The organism is Thermodesulfovibrio thiophilus DSM 17215, from assembly GCF_000423865.1.
GTDB lineage: Bacteria > Nitrospirota > Thermodesulfovibrionia > Thermodesulfovibrionales > Thermodesulfovibrionaceae > Thermodesulfovibrio > Thermodesulfovibrio thiophilus.
In genome coordinates this window covers 221,617-241,761 of the sequence record NZ_AUIU01000011.1, presented here as the reverse complement: position 1 = coordinate 241,761, position 20,145 = coordinate 221,617, and the positions used below count along the sequence as shown (strand labels likewise).

Here is a 20,145-nt window from a genome sequence, read left to right as displayed (position 1 = left end):
AATCAATAATTTATGGAATATTGTAAGGAATAGAATATTTACCATTCAGGAAACCCTGTGCATATTTTTTTTCAAGAGCAAAATCGTATTCCATCGCTTTTTTTAATGCCTCTGAAAAATATTTTATAGCAATTTTCTTTTTTCTTTTAAGATAAATAATAATGCCTCTGAGGAGTTTACAATAAATCAAACCTCTTGAATCTTCACATTTTTTAAAATTTTTTTCAGCTTTTTCTATGTAGTGGAGAGCTATTGTATATTGTTTCTTTAAAATATTCAGCATTGCCATGCTCCATAAAGTATAGGATGAACTTACAATATCACCAATTTTAGCATAAAGGTTTAATGCTTCTTTAAAATTTTTTTCAGCTTTATTAAAATCATTCAACATTCTGAAAGCATTTCCAATACCACAAAAAGAGTAAGCTATTCCGAATCTGTCTCCAAGTTCGTTGAATATTTGATTAGCCATTTTATAATATTTCATTGAATCTTCGTAACTGCCATAAACTCTTGAACTTCCACCAATTCCACAGTAAGCATATGCCAGAGCCTTTTTATCTTTAAGCTTTTTAAACTCTGTCTGAGCTATATAAAAATACTCTAATGACTTCTTTATTCTTCCACCAAATCTCCATATAGTTCCTTCTGCCCAGTAGCTAAAAGCAATGCCTTTTTTGTCTTTATTATTTTTATAAATTCTTCTTGCATGTCTTATCAGTTGCAAAGCATCTCTCCAGCTACCAGTTGCCTTTTTTGCAAGACAAAGTCCTGTTAAAGCATCTGCCTTAGCAAGCTGATTCTGTAAAATATCTGAAAGCTCTATTGCTTCATTGTAATAAAGTTCAGCATTTTTGAAGTTACCAATTATTCTGCTCAGGTCTCCAAGAACTATCAAAGAATCAAGAGTAATCTCAATAAGGTTATTCTTAATTGCCCTCTTATATACTCTTGTCCATAACCTGAGAGATTCCTTAAAATAACCGTCTAATCGTAATCTTTCAGCTTTTTGTATTACCTGTTCAATTTTCATCTAATTGTTCTCTCAATTTTTTCATGAATATTTTATAATCTTTTTGATCAAAAAATGCCGAACCCATAACCAGAATATCTGCTCCTGCATTGACAATTTCTTTTGCATTTTCAAGCTTAACTCCTCCATCAACTTCTATAACTGCGGATGAACCACATGAGAGAATCATTTTTTTTGCCCTGCTAAGCTTATCAATTGAAAAAGGAATAAACTTCTGCCCTCCAAACCCTGGATTAACAGACATAATCAAAATCAAGTCAACATCTTTAATGATTTCTTCAACTGAACAGAGAGGAGTCGCAGGATTTAAAGATACGCCTGATTTAACACCATATTCTTTTATCTGCCATACTGTTCTGTGCAGATGTTGGGAAGCTTCAACATGGACAGTAACAATGTCTGCTCCTGCTTTGACAAAAGCATCGATATATTTTTCAGGATTTGCAATCATTAAATGAACATCAAGTGATAAATCAGTTACTTTTTTCACTGCTTCTACTATTAGAGGTCCTATTGTTATATTTGGAACAAAACTTCCATCCATAACATCAATATGAATCAGGTCTGCACCTGCTTGTTCGGCAAGTTTTACCTCTTCAGCAAGTCTTCCAAAATCAGCAGAAAGTATTGATGGCGCTATAAGTGTCAACTTATTCCTCCTTTTTCCCAAGACTTATAATCAATTTTATAGACTTCCCACCTTCCTGTGGTTCAGGTCTTTGAGCAATAACTATATTTTCAGGATATTTTTCTGAATGAATCTTGATAACCTTCTCTATTGGAATAGATTTTTCATTTAAAACTTTTTCAGCCTCTTCATAAGACAGTTCTCTTACATCAGGCAAAACTGTAAACCTTAAGCCTTTGCTTACAACTACTCCAATTTCTCTTCCCTTTTTTATACTGGTTCCAGCAGGTGGAGTCTGTCTTGAAACTGTCCCAGTAGGAGCCTCAGAATATTCCTCTCCATCAATTCTTATGTAAAGTCCTTTTTCTTTAAGTATCTGATTTGCCTGAACAATATCTTTCCCACTTAAATCAGGAACTTCTACTGTACCTCCAGAAACTAGAAGAGTTAGAAACATATAACCAGCAATAAAACCAGCGATTATTACTCCAACTGTATATAAAAATTTTTTCATTTAAATTCTAACGGGATACTCTCCCCTTTAACCTCCCAACAAGATGAAATATAAAAATAAAAACAAAATTTTTATAGAGTTTGAACTACTCTGTTTTTCAACAGTTTTGCAATAAAAAAAGCATCTGTACCATCCTTATGCGGATAAGTCCGTAATATTTTTATCCTACTAAATTCATTATGTTTCTGTAAAAAATTATTTATAATTATTTCCCCCTCTTCTGGTTCTGTTGAACATACTGAATATACAAGAATTCCATTTTGTGCTAAAAAAGATGAAACTTTTTCAAGCAAGTTTTCCTGATTCTTGGAGAGTCTTTCAATCTCCTGCTCACTTACTCTATATCTGACATCAGGATTTCTTCTGATAACTCCAGTTGATGAGCATGGAGCATCAAGCAGAATTCTGTCAAAATTGGTATTATCCAGGTTATTTACTCCCAAACTATAAATATCTGCAAGTTTTGGTTCGATTTTCACATCCGGGAAAAATTTTTTAACTCGTTCTATGTTTTCAGTTAGCATTTTAAATCTTTCTTGATTATGTTCAGTGCAGACAATTCTACCTTCTTTCATTAATGCCGCAATAAGCAGTGTTTTCCCTCCAGGAGCCGAACACGCATCAAGCACATTCAGTCCTTCACCTGGATCAACAAAAAAACACACAAGCTGAGAAGCCTCATCCTGAATAATCCAGAAAAAAGAAGCCTCCTTAAGGTTTTTTATTATTTCATGCCTCTGTCCTTCTACTATCAGGCCTGAAGGAACAGTTTTTGTAAACTCTGTTTTAAATCCCTTTTTATTTAAATAGTCTGTTATTTCCTGTCTTTCTTCTGGTTTTACAGCAATTGTGAAAGGAGCTTTTTCATTATTCGCTTTAAGAAATGCCTCTACATCTTCTGGGGAAAATCTATTTAACCATCGTCTGACAAGCCATTGTGGATGAGAGTGTTTAACTGAAAGATAATGAGCTTTATCGTTAAAGTTATCTGACTTAAGAAGGTTATCAAATGTTTTATTCGAATATTTTCTTAAAAAATTTCTCAGTATAGCATTTACCACTCCTGGCTTTCCATTGAACAGTTTCTCAGCATTTACTGCTTCACTGGTTGCTGCATATTCTGGTATATGCATAAAAATTAGTTGATATAATGCACATCTTAAATTATTAACTGTATAAGAAGATAATCCTCCCTTTTTCTGAAAAAACTCTTCAAGTAAATAATCAATAAAATATAAATTCCTAAGGACACCATAGACAAGTTCTATCAAAAAAGCTCTATCAGATTTGTTAAATTCTGAAAAAACACTATCTGTGAGCACTGATTTTAAGGATTTCTTTTTATCCAGAACAGCAGTCAAAATCTCTAATGCTTTCTGTCTTGGTGATTTATAAACCATATAAGTGCTTCCTCAACTTTCTGGAGACTCACTGTTGTATCAATACATGGACCAAATGGTCTTTCATTTAAAATACCAAGAACTGGAATTGGATATGTATCAACAATTCCACTTGATAGATCTCTCTCACATGCAACCGCTACAATGGCATCAGGTTTTACCTCTTTAACAACCTTTCTTGCAATTGTTCCTCCTGTGGCAATAGCGATTGAAACTCCATATTTTTCAGTAAGTTCTATTAAATCTTTTATCTTACATTGACCACATCTACGACACTTAAACACGTCAAATGTAAGTCTTACATCACATTTTGAATTCTGAATGCAATGGGGAAGTAAAACCAATATCTTATTTACATTAATATTGTCACGCATAACAATAAGATTATTAAGTGTAACTATATAAGCCTGAAAATCAGTCTTTTTTGTTTTCAAGAATGTTCCTAAAAACATTAAAAGAGGATAGGCAAATTTAAGTATTACTACCCTAAAAAAATGAGTCCACGCCTTCATTTATTTTTCTTCCAGATATGAATTCCTTTGCTGTCATTATTTTTTTACCCTCAGGCTGAATAAGTAGAATTTTAAGAAATCCCCTGCCTGTGGCAACTATCAGTTCATTTTTTGCTTTAACTATCATGCCAGGTTCAGATTCTCCTTCCATAACCTGAGCTTTAATGATTTTTACTCTTTCATTTTTGAAAAAACTGTATGCACATGGCCATGGATATGTACCTCGTATAAGATTGAAAATCTCAATTGCAGAAACACTCCAGTTAATTTTGCCATCTTCTTTTTTTAATTGAGGAGCATAGCTTGATTCTCCGCTCTGCGGAATAGGTGTGATAACCCCTTTACGCATTTTATCAAGCGTCTCTACAATTAAATCCGCACCAATTCTTGAAAGTTTTTCAGAAAAACTCTGGGCATTGTCTTCATCTTCAATCAAAACTTCTTTTTGTAGAAGTATCGGGCCTGTATCAAGTCCTTCATCAATGAGCATTGTTGTAACACCTGTGATTTTTTCACCTTTTATCAATGCCCATTGAATTGGTGCTGCTCCTCTGTATTTTGGCAAAAGAGAAGCATGTAAATTTATGCAACCATACTCTGGAATTTTAAGAATCTCTCCTGGAATTATCTTACCATATGCAACAACCACTATAAACTCTGGATTGAGCTCTTTTAACATTTTGATAAAATTTTCATCTCTTACTCTATCCGGTTGAATCAGTGGCAATCTGTGTTCTAAAGCAATTTTTTTTACTTCTGCAGGTTGTATGACCTTACCTCTTCCTTTTGGTTTATCAGGCTGGGTCACAACAAGTAATATTTTTTCTTTATCTGAAATCAATGCATTAAGAGTTGGAACTGCAAATGCTGGAGTACCAAAGAAGATTATTCCTTCTCTTTTAGATGGCATATTGAAAAGCCTACTTCTTTGCTTTAAGATATTTTCTTCTGAAAAGTTCTCTTTTAAGAGGGCTTATTCTGTCAACAAGAAGAATTCCTTCAAGATGGTCTAGCTCATGCTGCAATGCCCTTGCTAAAAGCCCCGTGGCTTGAACCTCTATTTCCTTACCCTTTCTGTCTAATCCTTTGACAAGAATTTTTTCTTTCCTTTTTAGCCTTGTTATAAATCCAGGAAGACTGAGACATCCTTCTTCAGAAAGAATTTCTCCTTCTGAATCTGATATTTCTGGATTAATTAAAACAATTAGAGATTGATTCGCCTCTCTGGGGCTTGTATCAACAACGATAAGCCTCTTTGAAACACCCACCTGTGGTGCAGCCAGCCCAACTCCATTGGCTTTATACATTGTTTCAACCATATCATCAATAAGTCGGTGTAAATCCTCATTGATATCAGTAATAGCTTCAGCTTTCTTCTTTAAAATTTCTTCAGGATATTTTCTTATTTCAAGGACTGCCATAAAAAATTATAACCTAAAATATACTGAATTTGAAAAATTTCTTTGGATTCTTTTTGATTTCTTCAATCAGTTCTTTTAGTTCTCTTATACTCTGTTTTAAATCCTCAGCTGTATTTTTATCTTTGAGAAGAAGTCCCAATGTCCCTTCAGATTCCTCAATTTCCTGAAGAAGATTGTCAAGCTTTTTAGAAGATTCAAGTAGGCTGTCATACAGAGTAGGATCATTTATCATTTTACCTAGAGTGCCTTCTGAAGAAGCTATTTTGTTTGAAGATTTTTCTATATTCTTTAAAGTATTTGAAAGCTTTTGATAAAATTCTTTATCACGTGCAAGCATGCCTAAACTACCATTTCTTATATCTTCCAGGATGTTTTTAAGCTCTAAAATAGTTGCATTCAAATTATCATATAAATAAGGATCATTCAGTAATTTTGAAATAGTACCTTCAGATTGATCCACCTTAGCGACCAGTGAATCAATTCTGATAATTAGAGTTTCCATTTGCTTCATCATAGAAGCAGTAACTCCTATGATTTCTCTTACGTCCTGACGCGGATATCCATATATACCTTTTGCGGAATCAAAAGCCTGTTGAGACTCACCAGGGAATATTTCAATATATTTATCTCCGAGTAAGCCAATTGTCTGTACAGTTGCTCTGGCATCTGACTTTAAATAGCTTAAGACATTTCTATTAATGGAAACTGTTACTATAGTTCCGTATTCTTTGCTTAATTTTATATCCTGAACTGTTCCAACATCAACTCCTGCAATTCTTACAGGAGCTCCTTTTCTTAATCCCTGAACATCAGTTATATAAACATTAAAAGAATCTCTCTTTGTAAAAAACGATTGAATACCACCTGAAAAAATTATTACACAAAAAATAATAATTAAGGTCGATGTTATAACAATACCGACCTTTAACGATGCCCATTTCAGTTGTTTTTTTCTATCAAACATACTATATTTTGTTTAAAATTTCTGAATATTTATTAACCATTTCATTTATTTCTCTTTCTATCCTCTCATCTGGTTTACCAATTGCAACAGGTCCATAATGTCCGAGTCTTGTAAATCCCAGACAAAGACAACCATGAACTAAAAATGACTTCAGAATATCAAGGCAGACTGTCTCTCCTCCTCCACCAATCATTCCAGTGGAACTAAAGGCTGCAACAAGTTTTCCATCAATTTTTCTGTAGTATTTGACGCTTTCATCAATAAACTTCTTTATCTCTGCCACCATTGTTCCAAAATAGTTAGGGGAACCAATTATATAACCATCATAATCAGGAAGACTGTCAATATCAACCTCATTCACATTTTTCAAATCAACAACAATTCCTTTTTGAACGAGTCCTTCAGCAATCATTTTTGCCATTTTTTCTGTATTACCTGTTCTTGAGTAATAGATAACAAGAACTTTTTTCATGCTAAACCTCCAGCAGTTTTTTATTTTCAATTTTAGCACAGAGTGAAAATTTTTTAAAAAAAACTTTGTGCTATAATTATTTTATGAAAATCGTCACATCCCAGGAAATAACAACAATAGACAGATTAACTATTGAAGAATATAAAATTCCATCTCTGGTTCTAATGGAAAGAGCAGCTTTATCAGTTGTAAAGCATATAGTTAAAATGTCGGCAAAAAATTTAATAATTCTTGCAGGACCTGGAAATAATGGAGGAGATGGAATAGCCGCAGGAAGAATTCTCAAAAATAAAGTTAAAAAACTAACTATTTTTCAACCTTTTTGTGAAGATAAACTTTCTCAGGATTGCAAAACACAGCTTGAAATAGCTCAAAAATTTAATATTCCAATCATCAGAGATTATCCACAGGAAAAAGAAATAGTCCATGCAGATGTAATTATTGATGCTTTTTTTGGAACAGGGCTTAAAAGACCAATTGACGGTAAGCTTGCTCAATTTATTGAAAAACTCAATACTTTTAAAAAAATAATCGTGGCTGTTGATATCTCATCTGGAATCTGTTCAGATACAGGACAGTTGCTTGGAGTTGCGGTTAAATCAGATATAACCGTAACATTCGGTCTTCCAAAAAAAGGACACATGCTTTATCCTGGTAAAGACTACACAGGCAAACTATTTATTGAAGATATTGGATTTCCTGATGAGCTTATAAAATCAGACTCAATAAAAACTACAATAATCGAAAAAAATTTTGCATGTTCACTTGTTCCACCAAGACCTGCATATTCTCACAAAGGAAGATACGGGCATGTTCTTGTAATTGCCGGATCAACAGGAAAAACAGGCGCAGCATTGATGACAGCAAAAAGTGCCTTAAGAGCAGGTTCAGGACTTGTAACTATATCCATTCCTGAACTACTTAAAGATGTATTCCAGAGTAAGATTTTGGAGGAGATGATACTTCCAGTGCCATGCACTGACCGGACATTATCAAGAAAAGCTTTGCCGCAAATTATAGATTTTTTGAATGAAAGAGCAACTTCTGTAGCTTTTGGACCAGGTGTTGGAGTTAATGAAGATATAGAGATAATTTTAAAAGAGCTCATATTAAACTGTAAATGCCCTATGGTCATTGATGCTGACGGCATAACAGTGCTTGCAGGAATTAAAGACACACTTAAAGAATCAAAAACAGATATTATCCTTACCCCACATCCAGGAGAATTAAGCCGGCTAATAAATATATCAGTCAAAGATATCGAAAAACAAAGAACTGATATTGCTCAGAAAATTGCCAGAGACCTCAATGTTGTATTAGTTCTTAAAGGAGTTCCAACAGTAGTGGCAAATCCTAAAGAAGAAGTTTATTTAAACCCAACAGGAAACCCTGGGATGGCAACAGGAGGTTCAGGTGATGTTCTTACAGGCATAATTGCTTCACTTACAGGACAGGGGCTCTCTACATTAGATGCGTCTTTGCTTGGAGTCTACATTCATGGTCTGGCTGGAGACATAGCAGCCAGAGTTAAAGGTTTTCATGGAATGATAGCAGGAGATATAATTGAAAGCCTACCCGAAGCATTTATTGAACTTTCGAAATGAAATGGATTCAAAGTCTAGATAATCCTTTAATCAAAGAAATAAAAAAAATCAAGACCCAGCAAGAAGGTAAAATTTTTTTTGAAGGAGTTAATCTTATTAAATCCGCTCTGGATTCAAATCATGTTCAGATTGAAAGAGTCTTTGTTACAGAGCAATTTATAGAAAAAAACAACAACTTATTTCAACTACTTCAGAGTAAAAAATTCCCTATGCTTAAGATAACAGAAGTAATAGCAAAGAATATCTCTGATACAGTCACTCCACAAGGGATTTTTGCTGTGGCAAACTTTAAAATGCAAACAATAGATAGCTTAGATATTAAAAATCCAACGCTTATTGTAATTGCTGATAGAATCCAGGACCCCGGTAATCTTGGAACAATTATACGTGCAGGTGAAGCTCTTGGAGCAGATGCTGTACTGCTTACATCAGGAACATGTAATCCATATTCAACCAAAGTTCTGAGAGCCTCTACAGGAAGTATATTTTTTATTCCTGTCATTAAAGCTAAAATAAAAAACATTGAAACCTTCATCTTAAATAACAAACTTAATCTTGTAATAGCAGACCCTCATGCAAAAATTTTTTCATTTGAGATGGATTTTACAAAACCTCTTGCTTTGATATTTGGCAATGAAGCTCAAGGAGTAAGTCAACAATTAAGAGCAATGAAACATGCAAGCTGTAAAATACCTCAGAAGGGAAAAACTGAAAGTCTTAACGTGGCAATGAGTGCCACAGTATTTCTTTATGAAATTTTCCGTCAACGTTTCTTAAAATCGGTTTGAGTTCAAGAATAAAAGAGAGTTCTAATGTACAAATCAACAGGTTTTAGACAGGATTACCATTGCAATCCACTTATGGTATGATATATTAAATGAAAAAAATTTTTTCTGAGGAGGTAGAATGAAACTAATTCTCAAAGAAGATATCCAGGGTTTGGGAAAGGCAGGACAGATCATCAATGTTAAAGATGGATACGCAAGGAACTATCTTTTACCAAGAGGACTTGCTTTGTTGGCAGATGAAAGGAACTTAAAACTGCTTGAATATCAGAAGAAAAAATTCGAGGAAGAAGCAAAGAAAAAACGTCAGGATGCAGAATCCATCGCAGAAAGACTCGGTCAACTTGAACTTACCATTAAAGCAAATGCAGGCGAAGATCAGAAACTGTTTGGTTCAATTACATCAAAGGATATAGCTGAAGCTTTAGAAAAAGAAGGTTTTGCAATTGATAAAAAACATATTAACATCTCTGAGCCAATCAAAAGAACAGGTGAATATGAAGTTGAAGTGAAACTGCATTCAAATGTGGTGGCAAGACTAAAAGTTAACGTAGTTCCTGCATAATGGCTTATTTACGAGACATAGATACTTCTATAGACAAAGTTCCACCTCAAAGCCTGGAAGCTGAACAGGCTGTACTTGGAGCAATTATTCTTGATGGAGAATCAATAGCAAAAGCAATTGAACTCATTACACCTCAAGATTTTTATAAGGAATCACATAGAAAAATTTATCAGGCAATGTTATCGCTTTTTGATAAAAATGAGCCAATTGACCTTATTACACTGACAGAACATTTAAAGGATAATGGCGAACTTGATGAAGTTGGAGGATTAAGTTACTTAAGTAATCTTGCCACAGCAGTTCCCACAGCTGCAAATATAAAATATCATGCTAAGTTAATCAGAGAGAAAGCATTACTAAGATCACTTCTTAGTTCCTGCACAAAAATAATTACAAAGGTTTATGAAGAACCTGAAGATCCAGAGGAAATGATTGATTATGCAGAAAGATTGATTTTTGACATCTCAGAACAGAGAACAAATACAAGTTTTTATCAAATGAAAGATGTTGTTAAACATGCTTTCAAAATAATAGAAAGCATGTATGAAAAAAAGGCTGTAATAACTGGCATTTCTTCAGGATTTAAGGATCTTGATGAACTGACTTCAGGATTCCAGCCTGGAGATTTAATAATTATAGGTGGAAGACCTGGAATGGGCAAAACCGCTTTTTCTTTAAATATTGCTCAACATGTTGGCGTAGAACTCGGAGAGCCGGTTGCCTTTTTCAGCCTTGAAATGTCAAGAGAACAAATTGCTATGCGACTTTTAAGCAGTATTGCCATGGTTAATTCTGCAGCTTTGAGAAAGGGATTCATCGGTAAAAGGGATTGGGAACGCATCACAGATGCTGCAGTAAAATTAAGCGAAGCTCCAATTTATATTGATGATTCCTCTCAAATGAGTGTTCTTGAAATAAGAGCCAAGGCTAGAAGACTTAAAATGGAAAAAGGCAAGCTCAGTTTGATTATTATTGACTATCTCCAGCTTATGCGTGGCAGAACCAATTATGACATAAGAGAACAGGAAATCGCTGAAATATCACGCTCACTTAAAGCTATGGCTAAGGAATTAAAAGTTCCTGTTATTGCATTAAGCCAGTTAAATCGTTCTGTAGAAAAAACATCTGATAGAAAACCTACTCTTGCAAACCTGAGAGAATCAGGAGCTATTGAACAAGATGCTGATGTAATAATTTTCCTTTACAGAGATGAAGTATACAACAAGAAAAATACAGCAAATAAGGGAAAAGCAGAGGTCATTGTAGCAAAGCAGAGAAATGGCCCAACTGATACAATATATCTTACATTTCTCAGTGACTATACGAGATTTCTTGATTATACTGATAAGTATATGGGAACTGAAATAGAAGAAGAAATATAAAATGATTAAAAGACGCGCGGTAGTTGCAGGATATTTTTATCCATCAAATTCAAAGGAACTACTTCAGGAATTAGAAGAGTATATGCCTGTAAGACCTGCAATAAATGCGTACGGAGCAATATGTCCTCATGCAGGCTATGTTTATTCTGGACATGTTGCTGGAGATGTATATTCAAAACTTAAACCAAAAGATGTATTCATTCTGATTGGTCCGAATCATACCGGTTATGGCTCTAATGTTTCTATGATGACAGAAGGAGAGTGGGAAATTCCTCCTGGCAATATTAGAATAAATGAAAAGCTTGCTCAAAAAATTATTGAAAAAGTTCCTTTTGTTTCAGATGATATTCAGGCTCATATTTATGAACATTCACTGGAAGTTCAACTTCCCTTTATTTATAAGCTCAATCCTCAGGCTACAATTGTACCTTTAACATTAAAAATACTTTCCCTTAAAGAATGTCTGATTCTGGCTCAAGGTATTGCCTCTGCTACAGAAGAACTTGAATTGTCAAACAATACAATCATAATTGCAAGCACTGATATGAGCCATTATTTACCTGATGATATGGCAAGGAGGGTTGATTCTCTTGCAATTGAAAAAATCAGAAAGTTTGATCCAGAAGGAGTATACAATACAGTTTTAGAAAATAAAATATCAATGTGCGGTTTTATTCCTACTGTTATAACGCTTTATGCAACAAAGTTTCTCGGAGCAAAAGAAGTTCAACTCATACAATACGCTACCTCAGCTGAAGTAAATAGAGACTATGATAAAGTAGTGGGATATCTTGGTGCCATTATCATCTAAATTGCCTATTTCAGCAGCCATACTTGCTGGTGGAAAATCTTCCAGAATGAAGATACCTAAATGTTTGATTGCACTCGAGAATAAAAGACTCATTGAGATTCTTATATCAAATGTTAAAAAGATATTTGACGAAATTTTTATTGTTACAAACTTTCCAGAGCTTTATTTTTATAATGGCATGCCTCTTATTGGAGATATATACCCTTTTAAGGGTCCAATGGCAGGCATCCATGCTGCTTTAAAAAATTCTGAATATGATGTATTTGCATTTGCCTGTGATATGCCCTGTGTAAAAAAAGAAATTATAAAAGTTCTAAATGAAAAACATATTACTGGCACCAGTGCTGCTACTGTCGCTTCATTGAACAACAAAATCTATCCTCTGCCTGGAATTTACTCAAAAAAACTCATAAATGAACTGCAAAGACTATTGATTGAGGATAAAGTGAGCATAAAGAGATTTCTTGATGATATAAATGCTCAAATTATTGATGTTGCAAATTTAGATAAAGAAGGATTATCTTTTATTAATATCAATACAGAAGAAGATTTAAAAATTTTTAAAAACGGAGGAAAAACATGTTTGGATTAGGAACACAGGAATTAATGATTATTCTTATAATAGTCGTTATCCTTTTTGGAGCAACAAGACTTCCCCAGATTGGGAAAGGCATTGGAGAAGCTATAAAAAATTTCAAAAAAGCAACAAGTGAAAAAGATGAAATTGATGTAACACCAAAAAAGGATAACACTGAAGAAAAGAAGTAGATGTGAGCAGATTTTTACAGGCAGAAATTAACTTAAATGCGCTAATTCATAATTTTTTAACTATTAAAGCTCTCCTGAACTTTAATAGTTTAAATCACAAGATAATTGCAATTATAAAAGCAGACGCATACGGACATGGAGCAGTAGAGGTTGCTCGTGTTCTTGAAATAAATAATGTTGAATATCTTGGTGTTGCATTTTTTGAAGAAGCTGCCATATTAAGGGAAGCAGGTGTAAAATCCAGAATTCTTGTTCTTTTTGATAGAGAAGTTGAAGGATTGTTTCGATATAATCTTACTCCTGTTGTGTTTGATTTTAAACAGGCTGAAGCCCTGTCCAATGAAGCCAGCAAAAGAGGAAAAACCCTTCCAGTTCATATAAAAGTTGAAACGGGTATGGGAAGACTCGGGATATATGAAAATTCATGTGAGACAATAAAAAAAATTGCAGGTCTACCAAACTTAAAAATCGAGGGAGTTATGAGCCATCTTTCTCAGGCTGAAGATTCTGAATGGACAAATGAGCAAATAAAAAGATTTATCGAGATTAAAAACTGCCTAAATAAGGAGGGATTTAACTGCGTGTTCCATATAGCAAGTTCGGCAGGACTTTTCTATCCGCAGGCTTTATTTGAAGCTGTTAGACCTGGACTCATGCTTTATGGATATAGCTGTCAAGAAAGTGAGAATCACTTAAAACCCTGCATGACTGTTAAGACAAAGCTTATTGATATAAGAAAGATACAAAAAGGAACACCTATCAGCTATGGGAGAACATTTATAACAAAAAAAGATAGTCTGATAGGAGTTATTCCTGTTGGATATGCTGATGGATATTTCAGAAAATTAAGTAATAAAGCATGGATAATTGTTAGAGGTAAAAAAGTCCCTGTGGTTGGAACAATCTGTATGGATCTGACCATGTTAGACCTTACAGATATTCCTGATGCAAAGATTGATGATGAAGTTATTCTGCTTGGAAGTTCAGGTAAAGAAAAAATTACAGCATGGGATATAGCAACATGGGCGGAAACAATACCTTATGAGATACTCACTTCATTTGGAAGTAGAGCAAGAAGAAAATACATTAACGACATAAAGGAGAACAAACAATGATAGCTGAAAGAGCAACAAAAGTTAAGCCATCACCAACACTTGCTGTGGACTCAAAAGCAAAACAACTCAAAGCAAAAGGTATGGATGTTGTGAACTTTGGAGTTGGAGAGCCAGATTTTGACACTCCTGAACATATTAAAGAGGCTGCGATAAAAGCAATCAAGGATGGATTTACAAAATATACACCAGTTGGAGGAATTGATGAACTAAAAGAAGCAATCATTGAAAAACTCGAAAAAGACAACAAGTTAACATACAACAAAGAAAACATTGTTGTATCATGCGGGGCAAAGCATTCTCTATATAATATTGCTCAAGCTTTATTCGGCCCAGGTGATGAGGTTATTATACCTTCTCCATACTGGGTTTCATATCCAGATCAGGTATTGCTCAACGACGCCATACCGATTATTGTAAATACTTATGAAGAAGATGAGTTCATGCTCCGTCCAGAGGTTTTAAAAGAAAAGATTACATCACGTTCAAAGGCACTTATTTTAAACTCCCCATCCAATCCAACAGGATTTATATATACTGAAAATGCTCTTAAAGAAATTGCAGAGATAGCACTCAAACACAATCTTTATATTATTTCTGATGAAATATATGAAAAACTTATTTATGATAATGAAAAACATATAAGTATTGCTTCTCTGAGTGAAGAAATAAAAGAAAAAACCATTGTTGTAAATGGATTAAGTAAAGCCTATGCAATGACAGGCTGGAGAATTGGTTATGCAGCAGGACATACTGAAATCATAAAAACAATGACAACAATACAGAGCCAGTCCACATCAAATCCAACATCTATAGCCCAGAAAGCAGCAGTAGCAGCTTTACGTGGTAATCAGAATTGTGTTTCTGAAATGCGAAAAGAGTTTGAAAAAAGAAGAAATTTTCTTGTACAAGAACTAAACAGGATTCCTGGAGTATCATGTAAGATGCCAAAAGGTGCTTTTTATGTCTTTCCAAATATAAGTAATATTTTCGGCAAAAAGATAGATAAAAACATTATAAATTCTTCAATGGATTTAAGCATTTACCTGCTTGAAAAAGCCCTTGTTGCACTTGTTCCTGGTTCTGCTTTTGGCGCAGAAGGTTATATAAGAATATCCTATGCAACAAGCATGGAGAATTTATCTAAAGGAATTGATAGAATTAGTAAAGCTCTGGAACAACTTATATGAAATGTGGATATGTTGCAATAATTGGTAAACCAAATGTGGGAAAATCAACACTTCTTAATACAATTCTTGGTGAAAAAGTTTCAATTGTAACGGAAAAACCGCAAACAACACGTAATAAAATAATAGGGATAAAAAATTTTCCTGATGCTCAGATTATTTTTATTGATACACCAGGAATTCACAGACCAAAACATAAACTTGGTCAATTTATGGTTAAACAATCGTACGAAGCAATGGATATTGTTGACATAATTGTTTTCATGGTAGAACCTGAACCTCTGAAAGAAGCTGAACTGTTGATTATTGAAAAACTTAAAAAATTCAATAAACCTGTTATTTTAGTAATCAATAAAATTGACACAATCGCAAAACAGAATCTTCTTCCATTAATTGATATCTATAAAGATTGGTACCCATTCAAAGAAATTATTCCCATTTCCGCGCTCAAGTCTGACGGAGTTCAGAATTTGCTTGAAATCATCATATCATATCTTCCAGAAGGTCAAAAACTTTATCCTGAAGATATGCTTACTGACCAGATGGAACGTTTTATGGTCAGTGAGTTCATCAGGGAAAAAATCATGAAATACACCATGGATGAAATTCCATACTCGGTTGCTGTTCAGATTGAAAGATGGGAAGAGACTAAAAAGTTGATTAAAATATCAGCAAATATTTATGTTGAAAGAGAAGGTCAAAAAATTATTATAATAGGTAAAAAAGGCGAACGTCTCAAAAAAATAGCCACTGAGGCAAGGCTTGAGCTTGAAAAATTTTTAGGAACAAAGGTCTTTCTTGAAGTGTGGGTAAAAGTGAGAAAAAAATGGAGACAAAAAGATATGTTATTAAAGGCATTAGGGTACTAAAATGTTAATTGAGATGAAAGTTGAAGGACTACTTTTCGATCCAAGAAGTGGAATGTATATTTTACTTCTTCAGCAAGTTGACGGAGATGAAACACTTCCTATATGGATTGGTAAACCAGAGGCAGATTCAATAGCTCTTGCACTTGGGAAAGTGCTTACTCCAAGACCTTTAACTCATGATCTGATAAAAAATATACTTGAAGAACTTGAAGTACATATAACAAAAGTTGTTATTACTGATTTAATTGACAATACTTACTATGCTTTAATTTACACTCACGATGGAATAAAAGAAAGAACAATTGATTCACGGCCTTCTGATGCAGTTGCCATTGCTTTAAGAGTTCAGGCACCAATATTTGTTGAAGAAGGAATTTTTGAACTAAGAAAAGCTGATGAACTTGAGGAATGGCTTAAAAATCTCAAACCTGAAGACTTTGGCAATATCATGTAATTAATGATTTACTCCACTGAAGCTGTTGTTCTCAAAAGCAACCCCTATGGTGAAGCAGACTTAATAGTCACATATTTTACTAAAGATTACGGTCTACTCAATCTTTTTGCAAAGAGTCCGAGAAAAATCAAAAGTAGATTCGGTAGTTCTTTTGAACCGTTGACTTATGCTAAAATAGCCTTCGTTGGAAACAATGAAAAGCTTCAGAAGATAATTCAGTCTGATATAATTCATTCTTTTCATCCCATAAGAGAAAACTATCATGTTTTTATGGCTGTAGGAGAAGTATTGCGATTTTTATTAATGATTATACCCAGAAAAGAACCACATGAAGAGTTATTTTCTCTTTTTATTAGTAGCCTTGAATTCATAGAAAAAGAGAAAAAAACAGAAAATGCTCTCCTTTCATTAAAAATAAAGAGTTTGAGAATTCTGGGATATCTTCCTGATTTTAAGCATTGCGGAAAATGTAAAGATAAACTAAATGGAGAATTTTTTTATTCTGATGGTTTTATTTTATGTAAAAAATGCATTTCATCTCATTCAAAACTTATTCTATCTCAGGGAGCTGCCAAGCTTCTTAATGATATAAATGGATGGCAGTTGAAATATCTATCAAGAGTCAAAATAGCACCTCAGCTTTTCAGAGAGCTGGAAGAATTTATAAAAAAACACATTCAAAGTATTTTAAGTTATAATTAAACGAGCAATAAGTATATTTGGATAATTATATGAGGTAGCAAAAATTTCATAAGCAATCAGGAGGATAAAAATGACAGGACAACAACCAATGTGCATTATCTGCGCATGGAGATCAACATGTCAGAAACAGTTTTCACTTAAAGCAGGACAAAAATGCCCTGATTTTGTAAAAGATGTCACAGTAAAAATTAAAAATAATGAAGAAAAACAACAAAATGATGAAAAAAAGAGTTGAATGGATATATTAAAAACATTTTTACTTACATTTATTCCTCTTTTTGTTGCAATTGATGCTCCGGGAATTTTACCTCTTTATATTTCCTTTATTGAAGGGATACCACATACCGAGAGAAAACATATTGCCAGGCAGTCAGTAATAACAGCATTCCTAGTTGCGATTTCGTTTCTTCTTCTAGGAAATGTTATATTTTATCTGCTTGGAATAAATCTTGAAGACTTTATGATTGCTGGAGGAATTCTTCTTTTGATTCTTTCAATATCAGATATTTTGAGAGTAAAAGAAAGAGAAATAGAAATGAGTGATACTCTTGGAGTTGTTCCAATTGGCACTCCTTTATTAGCAGGTCCTGCAACGCTTACAACTGTGATTATTCTTTCAGGGACACATGGATATCCTATTGTAATTTTTTCACTTTTTTTGAATCTCTTGATTGCCTGGATTATACTCGACAAAGCTAACTTTGTGATAAAAATAATGGGTATTTATGGAATAAAAGCCTTTGCTAAAGTCATGGCTCTTCTTTTAAGCGCAATTGCTATAAGCCTTATCAAAAGAGGACTGATAAAAATTTTAGGAGTAAGTTAAATGCCAGGATTTATTCATGTCTATACTGGTGAAGGGAAAGGTAAAACAACATCAGCAATTGGACTCACTGTAAGAGCAATCGGTAGTGGATTGAAAGTTTTATTTGTTCAATTTATAAAAAGTGCCTCTACTGGTGAACTAGAAATATTGAAAAAATTTCCAGAACTTGTTGAAATTTACAGATGCAGTACTGGTTTTATTCAAGAAAGTCCTGATGAAACTCAGATACAATTGGTGAAACTGGCTATTAAAGACATCGAGGAAAAGCTTAAAACAAAGCATTATGATATGATTATTTTTGATGAACTTTCAGTGGCAATAAAAAAAGGGCTCATTTCGCAACAATCAGTTGAAAGACTTATTAATCTTACACCAGAAAATACAGAACTGATTATTACAGGGAGAGATGCTCCTGACTGGCTTATTGATAAAGCAGATCTGGTTACAGAGATGAAAAATGTGAAACATTATTTTGATAGAGGTATCCATGCAAGAAAGGGAATTGAGTACTGATGATACCATCATTAGTAATTTATCTTCTCAGACACGGTGAAACAGAAGGACATAAAAAAGTTTATAAAGGACATATTGATGTTCCATTAAGTAAAGAAGGTGAAAGACAAGTTGAAAAAGTTGCCCGTTTTTTAAAAAAATATTCAGATAAATACAACTTTAAACGTGAAATTATTTATTCTTCACCCTTAAAAAGAGCCATTACAACAGCAGAGATACTGAACAAAGAGCTTTCTTTAAGAATTAAATCTACTGATGATCTCAAAGAACGGAGTTTTGGGAAATGGGAAGGGTTGAGTATTAATGAAATATTATCTCTTTATCCAGAAGATTTTGAAAAATGGAGAATGAATCCAGCTATATTTTCACCTCCTGAAGGTGAAAGCACAATTGATGTAAGTAAAAGAGCTAAAAAAACCATAAAAGAAATCTTAAAAAATCATGATAAAAATCAGGTATTCATAGTTGCCCATGGAGGTATAAACAGAGTTATTTTATGTAACATTCTTGGTATTCCTCTTGAAAACATATTTCGCATTGAACAGGATTTTGCATGTGTAAATATAGTTGAGTTTTATGAAGATGTTCCTGTTGTGAAACTAGTAAATGGAGTTTTCTGGGCAGATGAATCTTTTTGAAAAGATTTATTTATTTTGCTATTTGAGAAAAAAAGAAAAAGCTTTAAAAAATCAAAAAAAGCTTCCTTTTCCTGTAATAAGTGTTGGCAATCTAACAGTAGGAGGAACAGGTAAAACACCTTTCACAATATCCCTGACAAATGAATTAAAAAAAAAGGGCTACGAACCTGTAATTTTAACTCGTGGATATAGAGGGAAAATTAAAAAACCTGTGATTGTTACAAAACAGCATACTGCTAATGAAGTTGGTGATGAACCATTAATGATGGCTCTTGAAGGGTTCAGAGTGATAAAAAGCATTGATAGATATCATGGTGGATTATTCGCCATTAACGAATTCAGGTTTAATCAATCAGATAAAGTCATATTTATTATAGATGACGGATTTCAGCACTGGAAGTTATACAGAGATCTGAACATAGTTTTAGTTGATGGAATCAGAGGCTTTGGAAACGGTAGATTCATTCCTTTTGGTCCGCTCAGGTCTCCTATTGACGAAGTTATTGAGGCGGATATAGTTTTTATCACAAAAAGAAAAAATGAAGAACTCTATAAAAAACTTACTGACTCAGGAATTAAAAACATATATTTTGCTGACTTGAAAGTAAAATGCATTAAACATGGAGATGGAGAAGAAATAAAACCTTCAGGACAGAAAGTTTTTGCATTTGCAGGAATTGGAAATTTTCAGAGTTTTTTAGAGCTTCTTACCAGTCTTGATTTAAAAATTACAGGATATCAACAATTTATTGACCATAAACAATATAATAAATGTAGTATTAAAAAAATTCTAAAAGCATCAAAGTATGCAGAGCTACTGATAACAACAAAAAAAGATTTCATAAAACTAAAGCAAAGTTATTTCAATAAAAAATTATTTTATCTTGATATATCTATGCAAATAGAACATATTGAAGAACTACTTATGAATTTACACATAAATCTTGACACTCCTCATGATGCAAAAAATTTGACTGCTTAATGC

26 protein-coding genes are annotated in these 20,145 nt (G+C 33.5%); 17 read left to right on the top strand and 9 right to left on the bottom strand.

Going from position 1 to position 20,145, the window contains the following annotated elements; all coding sequences use genetic code 11:
- Nucleotides 1–10: 10 nt before the first annotated feature.
- The 9 genes from G581_RS0102415 to G581_RS0102375 all read right to left on the bottom strand — a co-directional run bounded on the left by G581_RS0102415 (nucleotide 11) and on the right by G581_RS0102375 (nucleotide 6,944).
- Nucleotides 11–1,033 carry a tetratricopeptide repeat protein gene (locus tag G581_RS0102415; RefSeq protein ID WP_028844449.1) on the bottom strand — a complete coding sequence of 341 codons (1,023 nt, stop codon included), beginning with the start codon at nucleotides 1,031–1,033 and terminating at the stop codon, nucleotides 11–13.
- Complete coding sequence (rpe, locus tag G581_RS0102410) at nucleotides 1,023–1,682, bottom strand: ribulose-phosphate 3-epimerase (RefSeq protein ID WP_028844448.1); 660 nt, start codon at nucleotides 1,680–1,682, stop codon at nucleotides 1,023–1,025. Before rpe ends, G581_RS0102415 begins: the two co-directional genes overlap by 11 nt.
- Before the next feature lies 1 nt (nucleotide 1,683).
- Nucleotides 1,684–2,175 (bottom strand): PASTA domain-containing protein, encoded by a 492-nt coding sequence (locus G581_RS0102405; protein ID WP_028844447.1) that lies wholly within the window; start codon nucleotides 2,173–2,175, stop codon nucleotides 1,684–1,686.
- 71 nt (nucleotides 2,176–2,246) lie between these two features.
- Nucleotides 2,247–3,575: a 16S rRNA (cytosine(967)-C(5))-methyltransferase RsmB gene (gene rsmB, locus G581_RS0102400; RefSeq protein ID WP_028844446.1), complete on the bottom strand. Its 1,329-nt coding sequence runs from the start codon at nucleotides 3,573–3,575 to the stop codon at nucleotides 2,247–2,249.
- Nucleotides 3,542–4,087: a DUF116 domain-containing protein gene (locus tag G581_RS10330; RefSeq protein WP_051178724.1), complete on the bottom strand. Its 546-nt coding sequence runs from the start codon at nucleotides 4,085–4,087 to the stop codon at nucleotides 3,542–3,544. Before G581_RS10330 ends, rsmB begins: the two co-directional genes overlap by 34 nt.
- A complete protein-coding gene (fmt, locus tag G581_RS0102390; protein WP_028844445.1) occupies nucleotides 4,062–4,997 on the bottom strand; it encodes a methionyl-tRNA formyltransferase in 936 nt (311 codons plus the stop codon). The genes G581_RS10330 and fmt overlap by 26 nt, the downstream gene beginning before the upstream one ends.
- Nucleotides 4,998–5,007: 10 nt before the next feature.
- Nucleotides 5,008–5,508: a peptide deformylase gene (gene def, locus G581_RS0102385; RefSeq protein ID WP_028844444.1), complete on the bottom strand. Its 501-nt coding sequence runs from the start codon at nucleotides 5,506–5,508 to the stop codon at nucleotides 5,008–5,010.
- A gap of 13 nt (nucleotides 5,509–5,521) precedes the next feature.
- Nucleotides 5,522–6,472 (bottom strand): MlaD family protein, encoded by a 951-nt coding sequence (locus tag G581_RS0102380; RefSeq protein WP_028844443.1) that lies wholly within the window; start codon nucleotides 6,470–6,472, stop codon nucleotides 5,522–5,524.
- Nucleotide 6,473: 1 nt separating this feature from the next.
- Complete coding sequence (locus G581_RS0102375) at nucleotides 6,474–6,944, bottom strand: flavodoxin family protein (RefSeq protein WP_028844442.1); 471 nt, start codon at nucleotides 6,942–6,944, stop codon at nucleotides 6,474–6,476.
- Between the two features lie 83 nt (nucleotides 6,945–7,027).
- On the opposite strand from G581_RS0102375, the gene G581_RS0102370 reads away from it, so the two are divergent.
- The 17 genes from G581_RS0102370 (at nucleotide 7,028) to lpxK (ending at nucleotide 20,142) form a co-directional block, all read left to right on the top strand.
- Nucleotides 7,028–8,548 (top strand): bifunctional ADP-dependent NAD(P)H-hydrate dehydratase/NAD(P)H-hydrate epimerase, encoded by a 1,521-nt coding sequence (locus tag G581_RS0102370; protein WP_028844441.1) that lies wholly within the window; start codon nucleotides 7,028–7,030, stop codon nucleotides 8,546–8,548.
- Entirely contained in the window at nucleotides 8,545–9,336 is a 792-nt protein-coding gene (locus tag G581_RS0102365; RefSeq protein ID WP_028844440.1) for a TrmH family RNA methyltransferase, read from the top strand. Before G581_RS0102370 ends, G581_RS0102365 begins: the two co-directional genes overlap by 4 nt.
- A gap of 118 nt (nucleotides 9,337–9,454) precedes the next feature.
- Nucleotides 9,455–9,898, top strand: coding sequence for a 50S ribosomal protein L9 (rplI, locus tag G581_RS0102360; protein WP_028844439.1), 444 nt, complete (start codon nucleotides 9,455–9,457; stop codon nucleotides 9,896–9,898).
- A complete protein-coding gene (dnaB, locus tag G581_RS0102355) occupies nucleotides 9,898–11,280 on the top strand; it encodes a replicative DNA helicase (protein WP_028844438.1) in 1,383 nt (460 codons plus the stop codon). Before rplI ends, dnaB begins: the two co-directional genes overlap by 1 nt.
- Before the next feature lies 1 nt (nucleotide 11,281).
- A complete protein-coding gene (gene amrB / locus G581_RS0102350) occupies nucleotides 11,282–12,091 on the top strand; it encodes an AmmeMemoRadiSam system protein B (RefSeq protein ID WP_038064672.1) in 810 nt (269 codons plus the stop codon).
- A gap of 1 nt (nucleotide 12,092) precedes the next feature.
- Nucleotides 12,093–12,683 (top strand): molybdenum cofactor guanylyltransferase, encoded by a 591-nt coding sequence (mobA, locus tag G581_RS0102345; RefSeq protein ID WP_169368354.1) that lies wholly within the window; start codon nucleotides 12,093–12,095, stop codon nucleotides 12,681–12,683.
- Entirely contained in the window at nucleotides 12,671–12,859 is a 189-nt protein-coding gene (locus tag G581_RS0102340) for a twin-arginine translocase TatA/TatE family subunit (protein WP_028844435.1), read from the top strand. The genes mobA and G581_RS0102340 overlap by 13 nt, the downstream gene beginning before the upstream one ends.
- Nucleotides 12,860–12,861: 2 nt before the next feature.
- A complete protein-coding gene (alr, locus tag G581_RS0102335) occupies nucleotides 12,862–13,974 on the top strand; it encodes an alanine racemase (RefSeq protein ID WP_028844434.1) in 1,113 nt (370 codons plus the stop codon).
- Complete coding sequence (locus G581_RS0102330; RefSeq protein ID WP_028844433.1) at nucleotides 13,971–15,161, top strand: pyridoxal phosphate-dependent aminotransferase; 1,191 nt, start codon at nucleotides 13,971–13,973, stop codon at nucleotides 15,159–15,161. The genes alr and G581_RS0102330 overlap by 4 nt, the downstream gene beginning before the upstream one ends.
- Nucleotides 15,158–16,027: a GTPase Era gene (era, locus tag G581_RS0102325; RefSeq protein ID WP_028844432.1), complete on the top strand. Its 870-nt coding sequence runs from the start codon at nucleotides 15,158–15,160 to the stop codon at nucleotides 16,025–16,027. Before G581_RS0102330 ends, era begins: the two co-directional genes overlap by 4 nt.
- A 1-nt stretch (nucleotide 16,028) precedes the next feature.
- Nucleotides 16,029–16,481: a bifunctional nuclease family protein gene (locus tag G581_RS0102320; RefSeq protein ID WP_028844431.1), complete on the top strand. Its 453-nt coding sequence runs from the start codon at nucleotides 16,029–16,031 to the stop codon at nucleotides 16,479–16,481.
- A 3-nt stretch (nucleotides 16,482–16,484) separates the two neighbouring features.
- Nucleotides 16,485–17,183 (top strand): DNA repair protein RecO, encoded by a 699-nt coding sequence (gene recO, locus G581_RS11510; protein WP_028844430.1) that lies wholly within the window; start codon nucleotides 16,485–16,487, stop codon nucleotides 17,181–17,183.
- Between the two features lie 70 nt (nucleotides 17,184–17,253).
- Nucleotides 17,254–17,418, top strand: coding sequence for a hypothetical protein (locus G581_RS12010; protein WP_156875165.1), 165 nt, complete (start codon nucleotides 17,254–17,256; stop codon nucleotides 17,416–17,418).
- Nucleotides 17,419–18,009: a MarC family protein gene (locus G581_RS0102305; RefSeq protein WP_028844429.1), complete on the top strand. Its 591-nt coding sequence runs from the start codon at nucleotides 17,419–17,421 to the stop codon at nucleotides 18,007–18,009.
- A complete protein-coding gene (gene cobO / locus G581_RS0102300; protein ID WP_028844428.1) occupies nucleotides 18,010–18,522 on the top strand; it encodes a cob(I)yrinic acid a,c-diamide adenosyltransferase in 513 nt (170 codons plus the stop codon).
- Entirely contained in the window at nucleotides 18,522–19,160 is a 639-nt protein-coding gene (locus tag G581_RS0102295; RefSeq protein WP_028844427.1) for a histidine phosphatase family protein, read from the top strand. Before cobO ends, G581_RS0102295 begins: the two co-directional genes overlap by 1 nt.
- A complete protein-coding gene (gene lpxK, locus G581_RS11505; RefSeq protein WP_051178722.1) occupies nucleotides 19,147–20,142 on the top strand; it encodes a tetraacyldisaccharide 4'-kinase in 996 nt (331 codons plus the stop codon). Before G581_RS0102295 ends, lpxK begins: the two co-directional genes overlap by 14 nt.
- Nucleotides 20,143–20,145 lie beyond the last annotated feature (3 nt).